Annotated in this window: 18 protein-coding genes and 1 pseudogene; 3 read left to right on the top strand and 16 right to left on the bottom strand. The window is 42.9% G+C overall.

The window, feature by feature from the left end; genetic code table 11:
* Positions 1-77 precede the first annotated feature (77 nt).
* From ACYPWY_RS09345 to ACYPWY_RS09330, 4 genes are all read right to left on the bottom strand, one after another.
* Entirely contained in the window at positions 78-2,711 is a 2,634-nt protein-coding gene (locus ACYPWY_RS09345; protein WP_459685262.1) for a BamA/OMP85 family outer membrane protein, read from the bottom strand.
* Between the two features lie 59 nt (positions 2,712-2,770).
* Positions 2,771-3,511 carry an isoprenyl transferase gene (locus tag ACYPWY_RS09340; RefSeq protein ID WP_459685261.1) on the bottom strand — a complete coding sequence of 247 codons (741 nt, stop codon included), beginning with the start codon at positions 3,509-3,511 and terminating at the stop codon, positions 2,771-2,773.
* A gap of 26 nt (positions 3,512-3,537) precedes the next feature.
* Positions 3,538-4,239 carry a type IX secretion system protein PorG gene (porG, locus tag ACYPWY_RS09335; protein ID WP_459685260.1) on the bottom strand — a complete coding sequence of 234 codons (702 nt, stop codon included), beginning with the start codon at positions 4,237-4,239 and terminating at the stop codon, positions 3,538-3,540.
* 74 nt (positions 4,240-4,313) lie between these two features.
* A complete protein-coding gene (locus ACYPWY_RS09330) occupies positions 4,314-5,729 on the bottom strand; it encodes a DUF6242 domain-containing protein (RefSeq protein WP_459685259.1) in 1,416 nt (471 codons plus the stop codon).
* A gap of 271 nt (positions 5,730-6,000) precedes the next feature.
* Between ACYPWY_RS09330 and ACYPWY_RS09325 the strand changes: the two genes are divergently transcribed.
* Positions 6,001-6,498, top strand: a complete 498-nt coding sequence (locus tag ACYPWY_RS09325) for a DUF4251 domain-containing protein (RefSeq protein WP_459685258.1) — start codon at positions 6,001-6,003, stop codon at positions 6,496-6,498.
* Positions 6,499-6,602: 104 nt separating this feature from the next.
* Here the strand turns inward: ACYPWY_RS09325 and ACYPWY_RS09320 are convergent, their stop codons facing one another.
* From ACYPWY_RS09320 to ACYPWY_RS09265, 12 genes are all read right to left on the bottom strand, one after another.
* A complete protein-coding gene (locus ACYPWY_RS09320; RefSeq protein WP_459685257.1) occupies positions 6,603-7,940 on the bottom strand; it encodes a dihydroorotase in 1,338 nt (445 codons plus the stop codon).
* A 13-nt stretch (positions 7,941-7,953) separates the two neighbouring features.
* Entirely contained in the window at positions 7,954-9,369 is a 1,416-nt protein-coding gene (locus ACYPWY_RS09315) for a DUF3329 domain-containing protein (protein ID WP_459685256.1), read from the bottom strand.
* Between the two features lie 283 nt (positions 9,370-9,652).
* Entirely contained in the window at positions 9,653-10,987 is a 1,335-nt protein-coding gene (locus ACYPWY_RS09310) for a DUF3329 domain-containing protein (RefSeq protein WP_459685255.1), read from the bottom strand.
* Between the two features lie 113 nt (positions 10,988-11,100).
* Positions 11,101-11,604 (bottom strand): hypothetical protein, encoded by a 504-nt coding sequence (locus tag ACYPWY_RS09305; RefSeq protein WP_459685254.1) that lies wholly within the window; start codon positions 11,602-11,604, stop codon positions 11,101-11,103.
* 93 nt (positions 11,605-11,697) lie between these two features.
* Complete coding sequence (locus tag ACYPWY_RS09300) at positions 11,698-12,624, bottom strand: glycosyltransferase family 2 protein (RefSeq protein ID WP_459685253.1); 927 nt, start codon at positions 12,622-12,624, stop codon at positions 11,698-11,700.
* Between the two features lie 182 nt (positions 12,625-12,806).
* Positions 12,807-13,457 carry an acylneuraminate cytidylyltransferase family protein gene (locus ACYPWY_RS09295; protein ID WP_459685252.1) on the bottom strand — a complete coding sequence of 217 codons (651 nt, stop codon included), beginning with the start codon at positions 13,455-13,457 and terminating at the stop codon, positions 12,807-12,809.
* Positions 13,458-13,468: 11 nt separating this feature from the next.
* Positions 13,469-14,719 (bottom strand): hypothetical protein, encoded by a 1,251-nt coding sequence (locus ACYPWY_RS09290; RefSeq protein ID WP_459685251.1) that lies wholly within the window; start codon positions 14,717-14,719, stop codon positions 13,469-13,471.
* Between the two features lie 104 nt (positions 14,720-14,823).
* Positions 14,824-15,843: a Fic family protein gene (locus tag ACYPWY_RS09285; protein ID WP_459685250.1), complete on the bottom strand. Its 1,020-nt coding sequence runs from the start codon at positions 15,841-15,843 to the stop codon at positions 14,824-14,826.
* A gap of 160 nt (positions 15,844-16,003) precedes the next feature.
* Positions 16,004-17,143 carry a putative phage abortive infection protein gene (locus tag ACYPWY_RS09280; protein ID WP_459685249.1) on the bottom strand — a complete coding sequence of 380 codons (1,140 nt, stop codon included), beginning with the start codon at positions 17,141-17,143 and terminating at the stop codon, positions 16,004-16,006.
* Positions 17,144-17,334: 191 nt separating this feature from the next.
* Positions 17,335-17,646: a HigA family addiction module antitoxin gene (locus ACYPWY_RS09275; protein ID WP_459685248.1), complete on the bottom strand. Its 312-nt coding sequence runs from the start codon at positions 17,644-17,646 to the stop codon at positions 17,335-17,337.
* A gap of 7 nt (positions 17,647-17,653) precedes the next feature.
* Positions 17,654-17,971: a type II toxin-antitoxin system RelE/ParE family toxin gene (locus tag ACYPWY_RS09270; protein ID WP_459685247.1), complete on the bottom strand. Its 318-nt coding sequence runs from the start codon at positions 17,969-17,971 to the stop codon at positions 17,654-17,656.
* 101 nt (positions 17,972-18,072) lie between these two features.
* Positions 18,073-19,320, bottom strand: a complete 1,248-nt coding sequence (locus ACYPWY_RS09265; protein WP_459685246.1) for a metallophosphoesterase family protein — start codon at positions 19,318-19,320, stop codon at positions 18,073-18,075.
* A gap of 237 nt (positions 19,321-19,557) precedes the next feature.
* On the opposite strand from ACYPWY_RS09265, the gene ACYPWY_RS09260 reads away from it, so the two are divergent.
* Both ACYPWY_RS09260 and ACYPWY_RS09255 read left to right on the top strand, forming a co-directional pair.
* A complete protein-coding gene (locus tag ACYPWY_RS09260) occupies positions 19,558-21,090 on the top strand; it encodes a glycoside hydrolase family 10 protein (protein ID WP_459685245.1) in 1,533 nt (510 codons plus the stop codon).
* A 46-nt stretch (positions 21,091-21,136) separates the two neighbouring features.
* Positions 21,137-22,294: pseudogene (locus tag ACYPWY_RS09255) on the top strand (THUMP domain-containing class I SAM-dependent RNA methyltransferase); the annotation flags it as partial.
* Positions 22,295-22,309 lie beyond the last annotated feature (15 nt).

Here is a 22,309-nt window from a genome sequence, read left to right as displayed (position 1 = left end):
AAATTTAGTTATTACACATCTTAGATAGCAAAACAAGGATCTTCGTTTAATGCGACCTGTATAAATAATGTTAATTGTTAAAATTCTTGTCCTATAATAAAGTGGAATCGTCCACCGCTGTTGTCTCTGGCGCCATTTACCTTGTCGAAGCCGTATGCCCAGTCAATTCCCATCAAACCAATCATCGGAAGCATGATTCTGACGCCAAAACCTGCCGAGCGTTTCAACTCGAACAAGTTGAAATCCTTTATATCGTACCAGGCATTTCCACCTTCGGCGAAGCCCAGCATGTAGATGGTTGAGGTTGGTTCCAACAGCAAGGGGTATCTCAACTCAAATCCCAGGCGTGAGTAAGCGCTTGCCTGACTTCCCAATGCGCCATTCTCGTATCCGCGCAAGCCGATAGTTTCTGTGGCATAGTTCGAATAATATCCCGACATACCATCTCCACCCACATAAAATGTTTCAAAGGGCGATTTTTTGTTTTTGTTGAAGTATCCCACTATCCCAAATTCGGCCCGGGTCATCAACACCGGCGTTTTCTCGATAGAGGCCAGCGAAGTATATGTTTTCGACTGGAATTTCCATTTATGGTATTCAATCCATCGGTATTTTTCACTGGTTTCAAATCCCGACTCGTCTCTCGCCATATTGGCATAATCTTTTCCATCGAAAAGCGAGAATGGCGGAGTAACCCGCAATCCAAGGCTAAAGGTAGAACCTCTGCGGGTATAGATGGGTTGGTCGATGGAGTTCCGTTGCAAAGTGAGGTTCACACTCAGGTTGTTGCTCGAACCGTTTCTCACGAGGAAATAATCCCAGTCGCGCATCTTGTACAATTGATAAGACAATTCGGCCTGGAACTGGAAGTAGTCATCCGGCCAGTTAAGGCGTTTACCATAAGCCACCGAAAGGCCAATTGTTTCAAAGGTTTTATCGGGGTCTAAGGCCGAGTTGTAGTTATAATCATCGCCATAACTATCGCCGTAGCCATAGCCATAATAGCTGTAATTGTTGTTGTAATAGTTGCTGTTGACACCCGTCTGACGCGAGTAGAATGCACCTACCGACAGCATATTGGGTCGCTTGCCGCCAAACCACGGGTCCATAAAGGATACCGAATAGGATTGATAATAGCTGGCATTGGTTTGCGCGCTAATGGTGAGCGTTTGCCCCTCGCCCTGAGGCAAAATTCCTTTGTAGGAGCTGGGGTTGAATAAGTTCTTTATCGAGAAGTTGGTGAATTTCAAACTCAATCTTCCGATAACGCCTGTTTGTCCCCATCCGGCTGAAAATTCTACCTGATCGTTCGCTTTCGATGTCAGTTGGTAGCCTATATCCACGGCGCCTGCTTCCATATCCGGCTGCACATCGGGCGTGAGGTGTTCGGGGTCGAAATGCCCCATTTGTGCGATTTCCCTCAACGACCTCATCAGGTCTTCCCTGCTGAAGAGTTGTCCGGGTTTTGTTCTTAGTTCGCGGCGCACAACATCTTCGTATAAGCGGTCGTTCCCCGATATTAGTATTTTGCGTATTGTGGCCTGAGGTCCTTCAATAATGCGGATTTCCAAGTCCACCGAATCGTTCTCTACGTTTGTTTCTACCGGGTCAACCTGCGTAAATATATACCCATTGTTGAAATAGAACGAGTTTTTGATGGCATCATCGTCTTCTTCGAGGCGTTGACGCATTTTTTTCTGGTTATAGACATCCCCTTCTTTCATGTCGAGGAAAAATTGAAGGCGGTCGGAGGGATACACGGTATTTCCCACAAAATTAATGCTGTGGATATGGTAGCGGCTCCCTTCGTTGACTTTCAGTTCTACGTCCACTTTCTTGCTGTTGTGGCTATACACCGTATCCCACAATATTTCGGCATCGCGGTAGCCCAATTCGTTGTATTTGGCTATCAGGTTGTTTTTGTCTTCTTCGTAACTTTCGGGGACGAAGTTGGTCGAACGCAGGAAATTTCGGACAAAAGCTTTGAAGGTATGCTTGTGCCGTGTTTTTTTCATCGCTTTCTCCAGTGTGGCAGTCGATACGTCTTTGTTGCCGGTGATGGTAACATTGTTGACTTTAATTTTTTCTTTTTTATCGACTCCAATTTTCAGAATCGCCTGATTTTCTTTCGATAAATCGTCCACTAGCGACACATTCACTTCGGCATTTTTAAAGCCTTTATCTTCAAAATATCTTTTTATAATGGTCTTTGTCCGGTCTAACTGGTTGGGAGTTATCTGGTTCCCTTTCACGAGGTTGATTTTGGCTTCGATGTCTTGCCTTTCGCCTTTTTTCAGTCCCGAATAATCAATCTCCGATATGCGGGGACGATCTTTGAGGTTTATTTCCAGCCATATCTTATCGCCTTCGATTCTTGTAGCCAATATCTTCACTTCCGAAAACAATCCTTGCTTCCAAAAACGTTTTATGGCGTTTGTTATCTGGTCGCCGGGTACATCTATCTTGTCTCCAACCGATAAACCCGAAAACCCCACAAGTACAAAATCTTCGTACATTGAGTTTACCAAGCCGGCTATTTTTATATCTGCAATCTCGTATTTTTTAGGGCTTTGGCTGTATGATATAACAGGAATTACTTCGCTGACTACCTCTACCGGAGAGCTTATCGAGTCGCTACCTTGAGCTTGTGCTTTGAATATGAGACAAATTAAAAATAGGAAAACTAAACTTCTTGAGAATATTCTATTCATTTTTGTTTTGTTTGATTTCAACCGATAACTATCTGTTTTTATTATCAATTAAATTTCAATTATTGATTCATGATTTGTTCGCTGGTTTTTCCGAATCGCCGTTCCCTGTTCTGATAATCCACTATTGCTTCATACAGTGATTCCTCTCTGAAATCGGGCCAAAGCGTATCGGTGAAATAAAGTTCGGCGTATGCCGCTTGCCACAACAAAAAGTTACTGATTCTTTTTTCGCCCCCTGTGCGTATAAGCAAATCGGGGTCGGGAAAGTCTCTGGTAGCTAAGCGGGCGCTTACCGCGCTTTCGGTAATATTGTTTAATGTATTGTCGTTGACTTCTTTAACAATGTCTTTAACAGCCTGTGTGATTTCCCATCTCGACGAATAGCTCAGCGCCAGAATCAAGGTCAGTCCGGTGGACTTGGATGTATCCTCAATGCATTGGTCTAAAGCTTTTTTTGTTTCGGCGGGCAGGCGACCTGTATCGCCAATCGTTTTAAGGGAAATGTTATTTTTTATCAGGTCGGGCGTTTCTCGCACAATTGCTTGTACCAGCAGGGTCATCAAGGCCTGAACTTCTTCTTCGGGGCGATTCCAGTTTTCGGTGGAGAAAGCATATAAGGTAATGTATTCTAACTGGAGTTTTGCCGCAGATTCTATTGTTTGCCGCACAGAAGTAACGCCTTCCTTGTGCCCGAAAGACCTGGCCTCGTTGCGTTGTTTTGCCCAGCGCCCATTGCCATCCATAATGATGGCAATATGACGGGGTAATTTTTCTGTATTTATTTGATCTCGAAACGACATTGTCTTTTCTTTTAATGTAACTGTTATTAAAGCGCATCGTTCAGACAGGGGTCTTTTCGCATTCCGAAGTCCCATGTGATGCTGAACACTGTTAACGAGTACCAGTCTTTATTTTTCAAACTACTGCTACTTATGTTGTACGGATCATTTAATCCGAATCTTTCTTTTTCAGGCTGGTCGAATGAGTCTCCGAATAATTTTCTGAACGAAAATTCAAAACCAAGATTCAACCGGTCTTTCAGCTTATATTTTACGCCTATTCCCAAGGGGATGTTTAGTCCCGTAAAAAAATTATCGCCTGTTGCCGCCGTTATTCCCAGTCCGGTGAACATGTAAGGCGAAATCTTTCTTGTTCCCAGATAAGCGTACTTGTCGCTGTAACTGAAAAAGTTAAACTCAACCTGTCCGCCCAACTCAATAAACGTCCGGCTAAACGATGCCTGTGCGCCATTCGGAAAAGCATTTCCCGATTTCAAGGTAGTTCCCGACACACCACCGAACGCCAAACTGGCCTTGTAAGCCAACCTGAAATTCTTGTTGTACCTGAATATCACTCCTCCGGCAGGTTTTGGCTCCCGAAAGAGCGCCGTTTTGTTCGCATCCCCCATATAAGAAGATGTTCCGGCCATTCCACCTATCTCATATTTATATTCTTGTGCCGAAAGTTCAAAACAAGGAAGCGTTACAATAGCAGTAAAGCAAACGATTATACATATTCTTATATTCATTATTCAACGTATAAATAATGTAGTTCTTCCTTATAAGAACGCAAAGTTCAGCACAAAATTATTGTCATAGAGGTTTAATTAACGTTTAGTTTGTTTAAACGCCCTCTCCAACTGTCTTTTAAATAGGCATTGTCTTTAGATATTCCACCGAATATCCATATATAATTTTTATCATCAACTATAACCGATTGCTCCGAACGCACCAGCATGGCCGGGTCTGTTGCCTGTTTGCCGGGAACTGCGCCCCAGATTTCGCCCCAGGATTTGGAGTAGAACAATTTATTTTTCACCGCCCCATTTTCCGAGACTTTGGCCAAAACATACAGGTAGTTGTTGTACAAAAATGCAGAAGTCCCTTTTCCGGCAAAGAAAGGGTTCTTAACCGAAGGAGCCATTTCCAGCCCTTCCGCCGATTTCCTCACCAGCCAGGTGGAATTCAAGTCTTTGCCGTCCGCATTTAGTCCGGCATTCACAATCAACAGATTGTAGTGTCCGCCCCTGTTGTAATTGGTAATTGCCGAAAAACCTTTTACGGGGAATCCGGCCTGTATAGAGGCGTCATTCGGCGAACTCGAAACATTCGCTATGACATCAATCGTTTTCAAGTCTTTTGTTGTGCCATAATAGTTCTTGCCATCGGACTGTTTCAGTGCGACCAACAACAGGTCATCTTCGGCCTTTGTGCTTGGCAGTACGCCGTAAATGGCCAACACATTTTCGCCATTATTCTGTTTTTCCCAGCTGATGCCGTCAACCGACGAGTAGGAATCGCCCTCTTCGGTTATGGCAAAAAAACTGTTGCCCATAATGCAAATGCTCTCAATGATGGTGGAGAGAGGGAAGTTTTGCAAGGCTTTATTTTCCCATAACAGATTGGCGCTGCTAGTGGTGAAAAGCGATGCCGAGGAACCGGACAATGAATAGGCGTAAAAAGTATTATTTAACGTCAATACTTTCTGTTTGCCGTCTTCCGCCTCAAAGTCGGGCATTTGCTGCCAAACAATCGTGTCGGGGTCTATTTGATGGATGCGAAGGTCGATTTTATACTCTTTTACGTTGCTATAAGGAGCAACGGTTCGGAACAGGACAGGCATCTTCGAGAAATCGACCGAGTCGGTACTGTTCCATTCATAAAAATCAGCCGAATCGGGAACATGTATTTCAAATTTGCTTACGCCTCCGTATGCCTCGTTGAAGGTAAGTGTTAGTTTAACTTTTCTTGGCTTCAATCCATAAGGCAACGAATCGGGGTTGTAAATTGTTCCCGTTACCTGATTAATGGCGAAGCGTGCAGCTGTAAACGCCCTGAAAAGGATAGAATCCTGTCTTCTTGCAATAGAATCTTCGCTTTTATAAAACGATGCGGCCAGAGAAAAAGAATATATCTGGGCATCTTTCGACTGGTCGTATGTAACGCTTTCGGTATCGTCTTTACACGAAAATATGAACAATAAGCTTAAACATAAGTAAGTTATGTGTCTCAATCTCATCTTTTATCAATTTGAAGTACATTTATTTAGGCTACAAAAATAGGAAGAATTTCTACTTTTTCCCCCATCAAAAAAATATTTATAAATTTTTATCTATTGATTCGGCTGCTACTTTAACTTCTATTATCATTGAAAAGGCGTTTTTTCTCCTCTATAATTCATGTATATCTTGCTTTTATAGTTATATTTGTGGGTGTTATAATTCGCCCTGTACAGGAGGGTTTGCGTATTGGCAAGACAATTTTGTGTATAATTTCTATAATAAATTATTATGAAGAGAGAGATTGATAAGGTATTGGTAATAAGTTTCCTACTGATTGTGGTAGGCATCACAGGCTGTAAGCCGAAAGAATTATCGATGGATGAGCAAGTTAGATTGGATCAAATGAAGGAGATAGTTGAAGGTCAAAAATATACTTTTGTGGCTACAGTCGCCCTGCCGACCGACATCGCCGTGGATGCCGCCGCTTTTAATCTGACTTCGAGGTATGTTTTTAAGGTGTCGAAAGATACTATCCAAGCCGACTTGCCATATATGGGAAAATCGTATATGGGCGTCCCCGGCCTTACTCAGGGTATCCATTTCGTTAGTACGGATTTCAAGTACGAAGTGAAATCGAAAGGTCGCACCATACAGGCAACCTTTACGCCTAACGACCTTTATTCGGTGAGATACGCCACGCTCAGCATCCTCACAAATGGAACGGCCAGCCTCATTATTCAAGAAAATTCGAGGTCGCTGATGAGATTTGAAGGCATATTGGAATAAGGTTCAAGATTCAAGGTTTCGTAGGGTCGTGGCGTACCGCGACCACATACAGCGTTTTGTAGAGACGTGGCGTGCCACGTCTGTGTGTGTCGCCTTAAACCGTTTCACCGCTCAAACCTCAAGGCTTGCCCTCTGATTTCGTTTACAACACCCTTATCGAAAGCCAACCGGCCATTTAAAAATGTTTTCTCAACAGAAGTAGAAAATGTGTGCCCCTCGAATGGCGACCAGCCACATTTGTAGAGTATATTTTCTTTTGTAACCGCATATTCTTTTGACGGGTTCACCAAAACCAAATCGGCGAAAAATCCCTCGCGGATATAGCCTCTTTTTTCCACGCGGAAAAGTGTGGCCGGAGCGTGGCACATTTTAGTTACCACCTCTTCTTTCGTCATCTTTCCTTGTTTCGATAGGTCCAGCATCACTTGCAGCGAATGCTGTATCAAAGGCCCGCCGGATGCAGCCTGAAGGCAGCCTCCCTGTTTCTCTTCGGGCAAATGAGGCGCATGGTCGGTAGCTATAATATCGAGTTTGTCGGTCAACAGGCCTTGCAGTAAGCTGTCGCGGTCTTCTTTGGTTTTTATTGCCGGATTCCACTTGATTAAAGCGCCGTATTTCTCGTAATCTTCATCCGAAAACCACAGGTGGTGAACACAAACCTCTCCGGTTATTTTTTTATCTTTCAGCGGTTTAATATCAAAGAGGCTTATTTCTTTTGCCGTTGACAGGTGCAGAATATGCAGGCGCGCGCCGTATTTGTCGGCCAGTTCGGCAGCTTCGGCAGACGATTGGTAACAAGCCTCGGTATTTCGTATCAAGGGATGGTATTTTATCGGGATAGTTTCGCCAAACAGGCTTTTGTAGTGCGCGATGTTTTTCTGAATAATTTCTTCCTTTTCGCAATGAACGGCTATCAGCATGTCTATTTCGGCAAAAATGCCCTCCAGCGACTTCTTTTTATCCACAAGCATATTCCCCGTGGAAGAGCCCATGAACACTTTTATCCCGCAAACATGCTTGTTATCAGCCTTTTTTAGTTCAGCCAGATTATCGTTGGTTGCGCCCATATAAAACGAATAATTGGCGAAAGCCTTCTGAGAAGCAATCTCAAACTTGGCCTCCAAAGCCTCTATCGTGGTTGTCTGTGGTTTGGTGTTGGGCATGTCCATAAAGGAGGTAACCCCTCCGGCAATGGCAGCGCGGCTTTCGGAAAAAATATCGCCTTTGTAGGTCAGTCCCGGTTCGCGAAAATGCACTTGGTCGTCGATAACGCCGGGTAACAACCACAAACCCTCAGCATCAATCACGTCCGAATTATCCAGTACGGAAAGCGGAACAGCGCCCCTGAAGATATTTTTTATCACTTCATTTTCGATTAATACCGAGCCGGTGAAAGACTCGCCTTCGTTAATTACCAGCGCGTTGTGAATTAATGTTGCCATATTTTATGCCGTGTTATTTTTTCTCAATAAATTTTACCGATTGAATGTCGTAATACCGGATAAGCCACTTGTTCGGCGAATCTTCGGGGTTGGCCGATAGCTCCCAATAGTGCAGGAAGCGGGTTTGGGCTTTCAAGGGATTATCTTCAAAAACGAAAGCCTCTTTGCCTTCTTTTTTCCCTGTTTCTATGGTCGCAATTCGCTTTTGTATAACGCTATCGGCGTATGATAATTCTTTGTACCCGGTGTAGTAATCCATGCCAAAGGTCAACAAGGCAAAAATTATCGTTGTCCGGCTCAGCCATCTTATAAGCTTGTTTTTCAGGTACAGGTTGGCGTAAAAGGTGCAAATCGCTATAATAATAAAGGTATTCAGCCCAAAAGAAGCCCTGTCGGGGAAAATGGGAGAGGCCGACATGGCCAATGTTGCCACTATGGCAGCAGTAAAAAACAGCACAGTAATGAAATATACCTTGCCTTTGGTTTTAGAATTGTATCTGTTTTTCTTTTTTCCATACGCATAAAACAAAATCAGGAGGAAAAAGAAGATGAAAGTCAGCGAGAGCGAGTTGTTGTAAAAGCCAAAGAGCGACCGCACGAACCCATCGACAAGGGATTCGGAAACACCCTCATTGGTTCTCAGGTATTCGCTTCGAGCCTGATTACCCGGAGCCGCAAGCATTGTTATGCATCCCCAAACAGCGCCTGCAAATCCCGCGACAGTCCATTTGGGAATAGAACCAGTTTTGTGTTTGCAATAAAGCAATACCACGGACAAGAAGAAAATTAAACCGATAGCGGTATTTTCATTTGTCCATCCGGCAACGATTCCCGCCAGAAAGAGCAAAATACATTTCAGGTAGCCGTCATTCGTTTTTCCCTGTTTAAAAATAAGTTGACGGAAGGGGATGAGGAATGCGACGACGATTAATGTTCCCCACAGGTAATTGGCGCTTCCGGTAATCCATAAGGTAGAGGCGGCAAATTCGCGTTGAAAAAACCAAACAAGCATATTCACCCCAATCAAGAGCGACACATTCAGTTGCCATTTTCCGATAGCCAGATAATAGATGACAAGCGTAAACAAAACGTATGCCAGACTGTTGAGCAAGTCGCCCACACAAGTCCCCGCCAAAAGCAAACTCTGAGCAATGACATGCACCACCGAACGCCCACCCCATTCAAAATAATGCTTATATTGTTCGCGCAAAATATCGCCGAAGGAGTTTACATGCCCCGTTTCGGTAACGCTATACATCCAATCGTCGCCAAAAAGCGGATGAAGGACGTTGAAAATATAAATCAGGGTGAAGGATATAGCAATGACGAAGCCGAAAAGAAGCCTGTGAATAACCGGATTGATAGTTATTTTGTCGAGTTTGTAAAACAAACCCTTCGCAAACAATTCTATGTCTTTTATATATTTCATTTGTAATATATTTTGCTGGTTATTAATTGGTTATGCTTGGATGGGTTATGCTGCCATTTCAGGGATTCATTGGTATGTTGGATGTTTTACCAAGGCGTTGCCGTTGGGCTAGGTTATACTGCCGCTTCACGGCGTTACCGGATAAATTCTCCACACTATTCCCATTTTCCTCACGCTAAAATGCTGAAGTAATAGGCTGAAAGCCTTATATAACCCAGCCCAACGGCAACGCCTTGGGTAAAATGCCAAACATGCCGATTGCGCCCTGAAAGGGTAACATAATTCACTCCACATCCACCTCCAAACCATAATACCACCTAAAACATTTTCCTAAAAATGGGGGGTCGCTTATTGCAAACTTGGTTCTTGAATTGGTATAATGGAAAGTGGATTTTTCTCCTGTTGCCTGTTGGCGCTTTATTTGTCCGGTGCGTTCTTTCCACAGATTGTCGATATAGATAACGTCCCTGATGGCTTCGTAATAGGTGAATGCAAACAGAATCAGCCCGAAGAAAAAGCTTGCCATTCTTATTTTCCGAAGGAATGCCAGCGAATAATTCAGATTCTTGAAAATAATGCCGAACGCAATGATATTGAAGGTTACAGAACCAAACCAAGCCCTGGGCGGGAAGAATGGCGAAAACAACATCACATACACCGAGGCAATAGTCCCAATGAAATAGAGCAGAATCAACAAGTTGGTGTAGGAATAGTTTTTATCGCTTTTTGAATGTTGCCGAAAAAGCAGCAGCAGAATAAATCCGAGTAAATTCAACACGCCCAAGTACTGGAACAGCAGTTCGGTACTGGTGAGGAAGCGGTAACTCAGGTAGAATAAGTCCATGGTCATACCGCCTGTTCGCAGGTCGGCGCGCATAAAATTGCCCGGGGCGGTAATCATAATCAGGTAGCCTGCCATGGCGCCGACTATTCCAACCACCGACCATGCCGGAATTTTCCATTTCCGTATTTTGTAACAGACGACAAACAGAACCAGCATAAGAATCATGGCAGCAGCCGTATTCTCGTTTGTCCAGCCGCTCATCATTCCGAGCAGCAACATGCCTGCACACTTTGGGAGGGTGTATTTGGGCGGTCGTTGTCCGTCATACATCCGGTAGGGCAGCATAAACAGCAGGATGAGGGATGTTCCCCAGAGGTAATTGGCGCTCCCTGTCAGCCAAAGGATTGTTTCGCCGAAAACGGGTTGCATAAAGTATATCAGGAAATTGACGCCTGCAAACAGCAACAAATCGTGTTTTGTCTTGCCTTTTATGTGGAAATAGATGAGCGTTGCGTAAATCAAATAAACCAGCGTATTGAGAATATCGGCTTTCAGCGGAGGAATATACACGAGGTATTGCGCCACAATGTGAACCAGCGTCCGGCCTCCCCATGTGTAGTAATGATTGTATTGCGAGGTTAAAATATCGTGGAAACTCTTGACTTTCAACCCATCCTCATTCGGCCATATCTGGGTCAGGCGAAAATCGTCCCATTGAAAAGGCGTCTTGACGTTCAGCACAAAAACCGCTGCCCCGAAAAACACCAAGGCCAGCAGAATAAGTACGAGTTGCACTTTATTTCGACCTGCGACTTTAGCGTCCATCTTTTCCATACCCAAATAAGTTTTCCTTATTGTTGAAGCCGGTTTATTTGTTATTTTTTCCCACATCGAATTTTAATTTATTTCACTCAAATCAGTTGATTTCAACTCCGTGGTTGTTAAATCTAGCGTGCTTTGCCTTTTCCTCCAACAGATTCTATATATGCTTTCTGCACCTCCAAGCATTGCTCTTCAAGCTCTGAGATACGTTTATAGAGGTTGTTAACATTCCGTCTCAGTGAATCTTTTTTCTCGGGGCAATCGCAATCCAAATCGGTGTATGCCTGCAATGCATTTGCAAAATCAACGCCAATAAGTTGAAAATACTCATCCAATTTACTGTGAAAGGCTTGGGCTTTTTCGCTCGGCTTCAGCAAATGCAGCGAATTCTGGCAACCGGTTAGCTTGTTTTTCAGACTTTCGACGCCAAAGCCTTCCAAGTCAAATTCTCCTTTTTCGTACTTGGTTTTGAAACCTCCGTCTTTAAATTTTTCGTAACAAAATTCAAAATCGTCGCTTGCACTGTAATACAAAGCGGCTGCTTGTTCATTATAAGCCACCTCGCTCCCATTGGAGCATGACATAAATGCCAGGACGACGAAGACCGATAATAAAATTTTACTTTTCATTTTTGTGGTTTTTTTTTCGACAAATATTTAATAGTTCAAAGTTTCGGGTTTCACCCCTTGAACTTGGAATCTTGAACTTGAAACTTTGAACCGTTATTCTTCCTCCTTTACAATATAAACAGGCCGGTGTTTTGTTTCCAGATACATTTTGGACAGGTATTGACCCAGTATTCCCAGGCAAAACAGCTGAATGCCTCCGATAAAGAATATAATACACAAGGTAGATGGGTAACCGGCGACAGGGTCGTCCCAAATCAAGGTTTTAGCGATGATAACACATATCATTACCAGCGAGATAAGGAAAAACAGCAAGCCGAAAAACGAAGCAATAGCCAAGGGACGGGTAGAGAAAGCAACGATGCCTTCGAGGGAATAGAAGAATAGTCCCCAGAACGACCATTTTGTTTCGCCGGCCACCCGCTCGATGTTCTCGAACGAAATCCATTTGGTATTGAATCCGACCCATTCAAATATCCCTTTCGAGAAGCGGTTGTATTCGGGCATATCCAGAATGGCGTTCACCATTTGCCGGGTCATAAGCCTGAAATCGCGCGCGCCGTCCACCAATTTGGTATCGGATATTTTGTTTATCAGTTTATAGAAGTTTCTGGCAAAGAACGACCGGATAGCCGGTTCGCCTTTACGGTCGATACGGTGCGTTGCCACACAGTCGTAACTTTCTTCCTTTATCGAGCGGTACATCTCTACGATAAGCGCCGGCGGGTCTTGCAGGTCGGCGTCTATCATGGCGATGTAGTCGCCTGTTGCGGCTTTTAGTCCGGCAAGGATAGCCGCTTCCTTCCCGAAATTGCGCGAAAAAGAAACGTAGCGAACGCGTGAATCGGTTTCACGGAAGCCTTTTACAATGCTCAGGGTTTTGTCGCGCGAACCATCATTAATAAAAACAAACTCGAAGGCCTGATCTTTCATTGTCCTGGCAACAGCGTTCAGTTCTTCGTATAAGAAAGGCAATGCCTGTTCTTCGTTGTAACAGGGTATGACCAATGATATTTTATCCATCTTTTAGCTGTATTTGTATTCTCTTGTGAACTTTTGCCGTAAAAGTAATACTAAAATAATTATCAACACCCATCAAGGGCTGAATATTTTAACCAAAGTCCCCCCACCCCCCGTAGGGAAGCCCCTCCAACCTCCCCGTAGGGGAGGCTTCTAAATCCCCCCTACGGGGGGTGGGGGGGCTTTTATCTTTTCCTGTACAAAAATTCTGCAATATCGAAATCGAATTCGGTATCAATGTCAACGGCCTCTGTTTCGGTGAGTTCGTACATGTAAGGGCGGCGGCCTACCACATTTTTGTACTTAATCATGTCTTCCCTTGTTAATATCGAGAAAGCAAAATTCAGGGCATAAATATTGGGCAGGTCCTGACTTCTGGGTTGATGTTCCAAATCGTAATTGATGGGCTTGTTGTCGAGGAACATAAACTCTTTGATGAGGTGCGCCGAATTCAGGGAGTCGAATTTGTTGCGGATTTCTCTGAATGTTTTGATGGCATTTGCATAGCTTTCGCTTTTCACCAGCGGATTGGTTACGTTGGCATAAACAACGATGTCTCCGCTGAAGTTTTCGGCCATGTTCTTGTAAACATCGCTCATCGAGACGCTGCTTGTTGCAAATTCCGGGTCTCTTTTCACGGTTTCCACGCCCAAATTGCCGGCTATTTCCAACATCCGGTCGTCGTTTGAATTAACTACGATGCCGTCGAACTCCTTGATGGCCTTTAGTTGCTGAATTTTTAATTCCAACAAATTAGAACCGGCAAAAGGCCTCAGATTTTTATTCACCACACGTTCCGAACCCGACCTGACTGCTATTAATGCTTTTATCTTCATATACTTAATGTTTATATTGAGGGGTTAAAAATATATTTAATAACATCCTGCATCTCTTTTCTTATAGCCTGCTCATCGGCTGTTTTCAGGGCTGTTATTTTGTTGTCCAATTCTTCTAGCGAGGCAAATTTGTCGTCCATTCCATAAAATTCTTCATTTTCGGCTTCCGTCCAGCGCAAGCAGGGTTTCCCCAGCGCCAGCGATTCGTAGTAGGCGGTTGTGTTTACGGCAATCGAGAAATCGACCAGGGACGATTTCAGCGCCTCCTCCACAGCGTGCTCTCGTCCCAAAAAAATGATATTGTTGGCAATATCGGCAAATTGCTTATGCTCCTCATCCATCAAAAACGGATGCTTCTTTATGTAGTAAACAATGTTGGGGGAATGTTGTTTATTGTAGGCCGATAAAGTTTCGAGTAGTTTGTTGTTTGTGTCGATGTACAATCCCCGTCCCAACAGCACGAGGCATTTTTTAAAGTTCTGGTTCACTTTTTCGATTTTCAGCCCTTTATATTTCAGGTTGCCCATCAGTATCAGCCTCGATTGGTTGATGCCGTTGGCGGTGAGGTAGTCGATGGTCGATTGTCCCCAGCAGAGCATTTTTTGGGCGATAAAGTTATCGAAGTTGATGAAATCGAAGGGAATGAAGAACTTGAAATTGCAAAAAATACCATGTTGCAGGGTGATTGTTTCAACGTTCTGTTTGTTGAAAAACGCCGTCAGCAAACTTTCTTCCTTGTAGGCCGAATTGAAGCAGGCGTATTTTTTGATACTTCCGGCAGGTTTTACAGCCTCAAGCAAGCCGATTTGGTAGAATATTTTCACAAGTACAGCCGCCAGATAAAGCTTCGAGCGCACCGGCAAATCCAGCTGACGAAAAAATACGACTCTTAAGGCTCTCAGCAAATAGCCGATATACCCGGGCGAAGCAAAAGGGATTTTTACAGTCGGCAATTCCGACAAATTAACCACCTCGGAATTAGAATAGTACGATTGAGCGGCCAATGCCAGATTCCTGTAATCGGAGCGGTTGATGAGGTAAGTAATCAGGGTTTCGGACCGAGTAGCTACCGCCTTTCTTAAATCCAACGAACTCCTGCTTGTATAAAACTCCTTAACGACTTCCCTCGTAGAAGGAATTAAATTATCGAACGCAAAATTCAGATAACCCGGAATAAGATGCTTCAAATTATACCCCTTGTAAGTATAATCGAATTTATCTTTCACTTTTTTGTACCGAACGAAGGACGAAGTTTTATCCATTTTCTTTTAAGCTGTAACCACACACAAAGATACTAAATTAGCATTGATATTTGTTCTTGGCGAGTTATTTTCTCAGGGCAAATGTATGAAAAGGGCTTTCAGCCTTAACTTGGCTTAACAAAGATTTTCATGCTTTCAATCAAATATTTTCTTCCCTTATTTTTCCCTTCCATTTTCAAAATGCCCATTTCCACAAATTTGGCAAGATATTTTTTCACGCTTACATCCGATTTATTTGTCAATAGTTGGGCGCGATAGTTGGTTATTTCGCCGTTCTTATCTACGTAACCGGCAATTTGTTCCAAAAATTCCAACTCGGCTTTTGTCAGTTTATCGGTATTTATATCGGTAAATATATCGGTAATTTTGCGGGTGGGCAATTCTTCCAAAGCCTGCAAAATAGCATTGAGCATAAATTCAATAAATGATTCTGAATTGCCTGCTTTTTGTGAAATTGCCAAAGCATCGTAGTAGCCCTGTTGATTTTCATACACAACAGTTTCTACCGGCAACCAAGCAAAAAGTTCGTTCCATTTTGAAAGGATAATCGTTTGCCAAAGGCGCCCGATTCTGCCATTGCCGTCAATAAACGGGTGAATAAATTCGATTTCAAAATGTACGACAGAACTTTTAATTAGCGGGTGTATGTCTGTTTTCTTTGCCCAAGTAAGCAAATCAGTAATCAGTTGCGGTACAAATTGATAACTTGCGCCTGCGTGAATCAGTTTCGTGCCTTCAAACACACCAACTCCCTGTGAGCGAAAATGACCTGCCTCTTTAACCAATTGTATGGTCATAAGTTGGTGGGCTTTCAAAAAATCTTTGACTTTGTAAGGGTCATATTCAAGTATATGCCCATAAGCCTGATACGCATTTTTCACCTCCTGAATTTCGTGAGGCAAGCCCAAAATCCGTTTGCCTTCAATAATATCGGTTACCTGTCCAAGCGTAAGCGTGTTATTTTCAATCGCCAATGACGACTGAATAGACCGCAGGCGATTGATTTTCCGCAACCGCAAATTGCGGCTGTACTCGCCCGACCCTTTCAGTTCGCCGACCTTTTCGGCAATCTTTGCCACGAGGTCAATGGCTTTTGTGCTTATGGTGTAAACTGGGGTATTCATGATTTATTCTGTGTTTTGAGGCGCAAAATAACATTATTATTCTACTTTTTTATTCATAGTTTTTATTTTATTTGCAAGCCGTTAGGTTTGTATCGCTCGGTAGAAAAATGTGATTTTCCATACGAGTGGGCATTCCGTAGGAATGCAACCTTCTTTCTTCTCAATCTTCAAATTCAAATAAATAATCATTTTTTCGACCATTTTCCTTTAAATAATTCGGATTTATTGCGTTAAAAATTCTTTCCAAATTAAAATCTTCAATTATCATTTCTTGCCAAATATTATGTATCATTCTGTAATCTGTAAGAAAATGATTTGTTTCACATTCCCATTTACTACCATAACCAGATAGCCAGTTATAGAATAATAAAACCTGTTCTGCGTTAGACATTTGTGCTCTTAAAATTCTCAAATAATTTCTTTTTTCTTCGTATGTCAAAAAATCTTTTGAAACAACCGATTTTACCATTTGAAATAAATGTCTATAATAATGACCTAATGTAGAAGAATGATTGTTAAATGGAATAAAATTTCTTTTATTGGGCGAGTAAGATATTTCGAGTTGTCCAGAAAATTTGTATTCGTATAAAATTTCCGATATTGATTTTTTATCATTACGATTAACATTGTTTCGATATATAATAAGATAATCTAATAAAGTTTTTGTATCCAATATACTCCCTTGTTTTTCGTTTTCTATTCCATTCCACACAAAATAATAGGCTTTACTGAAATTACTATTACTAAAGTTTGAATTATCATTTTCTAATGCTTTTTGAATGTAATATGCAATATTTATTTCTTCAATAATATATCCTAACACGTTTCTGCCAAATAGAAGTTGTGTGTGTGTTATGTTTTTCTCACTATAACCATCATAGGTATAATAAATAGTTTCTATTGAAATTTCATTTATATTTTCTTTGTGTGTTTTAAGCATTTCAAAAAACTGATTTTCAAACTGATTTTTTTCAAATTGTTTTCTTTGTTCTGTAATTTCTTCTTTGAATTGTTCTTTGTCGCTTTGCATTTGCTCGTTGAAAAGTTCTCTTTGCAGTTGGTTGGCTTTATATTGCATATAAAAAGCCAAGAACATAACAGCAATACTTGCAATACTGATAAATGGATTCATTATCCCACTAATTGTATCGCCAATTTCCTCCGTTCCTGTGAAATCTATAAATGAAAAATGCGTAAAAAGAAAAGGTAATACAAAAGAAGCAAGAATAAATATTCCTGCAAAGATTATCAAGCCTTTTGATATTTTGTCTAATTTTTCTTTTTCTAATTTTTTATCCATATAAACTTTTTTGATTGCAAACCTACGGCTTGCAAATGTTATATCGTTTTTTCTTTCGACCGAGCGATTCATTCCTAACAGAATGAAAAAATCTGCGTTTACCTGTTTGTCCAATCGGTGTCATCTGCGTGATAACTTTATTTCAATATTTTTCTGTTTTCCACGTCCTGCAAAACCTGCCGGAGGTTTTGTTATAGTACAGCTGCAATTTTGCGTATTTCGGCAAGCCGTTGAGCGAGGGTTTTATCCTGTCGTACAATATGCATATTGTATTTCAACTGCATACGCATAAGCATATCGGCATTGATGCCCAATGCTGCTTCAAACAACATGGCAGTATTGGCGGTGATTGGTCGCCTTTGGTTCAGAATATCATTCAAAGCGGTGTATGGAATTCCCATCTGTTTTGCTAAAGTACTTTGTGGAATCTTTCGATACTCAACTTCTTCTTTCAGCAATCCACCCGGATGGGTTGGTCTGAATCCATATCCTAAATTTCCCATAATTGTGTTATTTATAATGATTTGACAATTCTAAAATATTGCATACAGTTACAATAGTTTCCGATTCTATTTTACTTGTTGTGAACTCAATACGATATTGGTCGTTTACCCTAATGGATGAAATACCTTTTTTGTCGCCTTTCAACATTTCATAATGAAGTGCATTAATTTGAAATAAATCCTCAACGCAAGTTGCACCCTCAAGAGCATCAATACGCTGTTGGTATCTCTCGATTACTTGTGGTTGAAATCGGTGTTTCTTATCCGATGTCTTCCCCTTGTAATAGAGTTCCGACAGATATTTTTTTTCAAAAACAATTTCCATATTGATTTATTTATTAAATACAAAGATAGTTCTATTTTTAGAATTATACACAAAAAAAGTGTACTATTCCCCAAGGTAAATTCGCCTTTGCCCTACCCTATTCAAAAACTCAAATAAACATCCCCATCCGCCGGAGGAAAATCGAGTTGGATGGCGGATGGCGGCAGCGATATGGGGCTGCCTAGTTCACCGGCCAGTTTTTTGATTTTTTGTTGCAGGTTTTCGTTTACTACTTCGTCTCCTTCCATGTGCAATACCATAATATCGGCTACAATATCAGTCAATTGCGACAGTGTTTCGTCGGGTAGCGTATAGCCTCGCTCCCTGATTTTTGTCGCGGCCAGATTTTGCGCCCAGTCTTTTAGTTTTGTTTTTCCTGTCTTGATTAAATCGGGATTCGAGGGGATGTATTTTACTTTTCTGGTCGAAATATCCATGCCTTTGTCCGAGAGTTCCACAAAGCGGTAGGGATAGGGATAGGTGGACAGCGCACCGGTTTCGATGTCGTAAATTTTGTGCTCGTTGTCCGAGGTAAATCCGGTGATGTCGTTGGCATGAAAGTGGCCTGTGAACACGGCTTTCAGACCCTTGTCGGCAAACAAGCCGACCAATCGTTTCCAGTCGTCGATGAGGTATTGCGGGAAAAGCATATCCTGATAGATAATGTGTTCGACCAACCCGTGATGCATCATGGATATAACCCTGATGTTCTGCTCTTTAGCTTCCTCCAGAACTTCCACTGCCCAGCTTTCGGTAGCGGCTGACAGTTTACCTGCCGATATGCTGGTGTTGGTGTATTCTTTGTAGCGGCAACCGTCCAAGGCCAGCAGCCAGGTTTTATCGTCCAGCGAGGCCACATAGCTCAACGATGCCGTGTCGCGCCTGATGGCCGATGCATAGCCACAAACCTGGTATATCTGCTCAAATTCGGCGGGCGAAACGGTGGGGACAGGCAGCACATCCGCGCCTTTGAAACAAACGGAGTTGGGCATATTGATGTCGTGATTGCCCGGTACCACAAATACACGAACGCCCTTATCCATCAGCGGACGCAATTTGGCTACAAAATCGAGATGACTTTGCTTTTCCCCGTTTCGGGTGATGTCGCCGGGTATCAGGAGCACATCAATGCCGGACGCAAGGTAATCGGAGATGACCTTGTTCAGGATGACCGGCGTTTCTTTCAGGTTCCGCCCACCCTCTTCGGCGTATTTATTGGCGGCAACACCCTCATCCATCAGGTTTTCGGACAGGTAATGTATGTCGGAAATCACCCCAAGCTTCAATGGCTGGGATATGCAGCAGGAGAATTGCAAGAGAGTGAATGTCAGTATAAATAGTTGTTTCATTTTAATCAATTTGCTGATGTGTTGATGTGCTAATGTGCTAATGTGCTAATGTGAATAATATGCCAATGTGGATAATGAAATTGTTGTCGCTTTGCGCCAATTAGCAAATCAGCAAATCAGCACATCAGCAAATTTAAAAAATAAACCGCTAAAATACCGAAAACACAGGAAGAAAATGAGATAATATGCGTAATATTAGTATATTTGTAGTTCGTTTTTTATGAAATACTTGTTTGAATGAGAAAATTTGGTCGGGAGTATGCAATCCTTTTGGTGGTAACACTTTTTATTTTAAATGCGTGTGGAACGAGAAAAGAACAGCTTCGGTTTGCTAACCTGAAATATCCTAAACGGGAATTCAGGGGCGCTTGGATTCATACCGTTGCACAAAGTCAGTACCAGTCGATGAATCCCGATCAGATGAAGCAGTATTTTGTGAAAATGCTCGACGATTTGCGTGCCACGGGCATCAATGCCATCATATTTCAGGTACGCCCGCAGGCCGATGCCTTCTACTATTCCGAAATAGAACCCTGGAGCCGTTACCTGACCGGTACACAAGGGAAAGCGCCTGCCGGAGGTTTCGATCCGCTGGCCTTTATGGTGCAGGAATGTCATAAGCGCAACATGGAGCTTCACGCCTGGCTCAATCCTTACCGGGTGGGCTTCACCAACCAGCAGTTTGTTTCCAACCATATTTACTATAAGTATCCCGAACGGTTTGTGGTGTATGCCAAGCAGATTTATTTCGACCCGGGTGTTCCTGAAAACAGGGCGCACATTTGCCGGGTGGTGGAAGATATTGTTCGCCGCTACGATGTGGACGCCATTCACATGGACGATTATTTCTACCCTTATCCGGTGGCAGGAGAGGCTTTTCCCGATGATAACAGTTTCAGCAGATACGGTTCGGGGCAAAGGACAAAGGATGATTGGAGGCGAGACAATGTGAACAAGCTGATTCGCGAACTGAAGTTGGCCATTGCCAAAAACAAACCTTGGGTGCGCTTTGGGATAAGTCCGTTTGGCATCTATCGCAATAAAAGAAGTACGCCGGATGGCTCGGGCAGCGAAACCAACGGGCTTCAGAACTACGACGATTTGTATGCCGACATAAAACTGTGGGTGAAAAACGGCTGGATAGATTACAATATGCCGCAAATATACTGGGAAATTGGTCATAAACTGGCCGATTACACCACCTTGATTAACTGGTGGGCGGACAACAACTTCAAACAACCCCTGTATATCGGGCAGGACGTTAAACGAACCATGGATGCCGCCATGCCATCGGGCGATGACCAACTGTTTGAAAAGATGCGGCTCTCGAGAAGTTTTACGACTGTGGATGGCAATTGTTTTTGGCCAGGATATACCATTATGGAAAATTACAAGGGAGTGGCGAACAGGCTTCAATCCGATTATCACAAATATCCTTCGTTGATTCCTGCCTATACCCACATGCACGACAAATCGCCCAGGAATGTAACAAAAATTAACGAAATCTATACCGAAAAAAGCCACTACATTGAATGGGTGTCGAATGCCGATGCGGCTAATCCCGAAACGGCGAAATACTATGTGGTATACAGGTTTGCACAGGGGCAAAAAGAAGATTTGAACGATGTGCGAAACATTGTAGCCATCACCCGCGATAACCGCTATATTCTGCCATACGAAGGCGGCAAGAACAAATACAAGTACGTGGTTACCTCGGTTGATGCCTTTCATAACGAGTCGAAGGGAAAAGCGAAAAAACTAACATTATAATGATTCAATTTACCAGAAGAGAAATATGAGCCGGAAAAACTTTACTATGATAGCCAAAACAATGGCAGGCCTCGAAGATGTACTGGCAGAGGAACTTATCGCACTGGGAGCCAATAACCTGGAGATCGGGCTGCGGATGGTTTCGTTTGAAGGCGACACCGGACTGTTATACAAGGCAAATATTTGCTGCCGGACGGCCTTGCGGATACTGAAACCGATACATACCTTTAAAGCAAAAAACGCAGACGAAATATATGCCGAAATCAAGCAATTCGACTGGACACCCTATTTGGATGTGAAGAGCACATTTGCTATCGACTCGGTGGTCTTTTCCGATATTTTCAGCCATTCAAAGTTTGTAACTTACCGTGTTAAGGATGGAATAGTCGATTTCTTTACCGAGAAAACAGGCCTTCGTCCCTCCATTAGCACGGCGAATCCCGATTTGTCGATTAATATACACATTGCTCACGACAAATGTACGCTTTCGCTCGATAGTTCGGGTGAATCGCTGCACAAGCGAGGATACAGAGAAGATCAAACCGAAGCGCCGCTCAGCGAAGTACTGGCCGCCGGGCTGATTCTGAAAACCGGCTGGAGAGGCGAATCGGATTTTGTGGATCCGATGTGCGGGTCGGGAACACTGCTGATTGAAGCGGCTTTGATTGCCCGAAACATTCCTCCGGGGATATACCGCAGCAGCTTTGCCTTTGAAAAATGGCCGGATTTCGACAAGGACTTATTTGAAGAAATATACAACGACGACAGTGCGGAGCGTGAATTTAAGTACAAAATATACGGTTCCGACATATCGGGGCAAGCGATTGCCATTGCCAGCAAGAATATAAAAAGCGCAGGCTTGAGCGGCGACATCAAGCTAAATGTGAAGTCTATCGGTCAATACGATGCAGCCCCCGCACCCAAAGGTATTTTGGTTACCAACCCGCCTTATGGCGAGCGACTGAGACCGGACGATATTTTTGTGCTCTACGAACTTATCGGCGAACGGCTGAAACATGTCTTTGCAGGATACACGGCCTGGATACTGAGTTCGAGGAAAGAATGCTTCGACAGGATAGGGCTGAAACCATCGAAAAGGATACAGCAACTGCTGAACGGCGCGCTGGAGTGTGAGTTCCGCAAATACGAGATTTTTGACGGAAAAAGAGACGATTACAAGAAGACGATCAGAAAGAATAATGAATATTAACTTAAAAAA

The sequence above is a fragment of the Viscerimonas tarda genome, from assembly GCF_054601255.1.
This window is presented reverse-complemented; position numbering and strand designations above follow the sequence as displayed.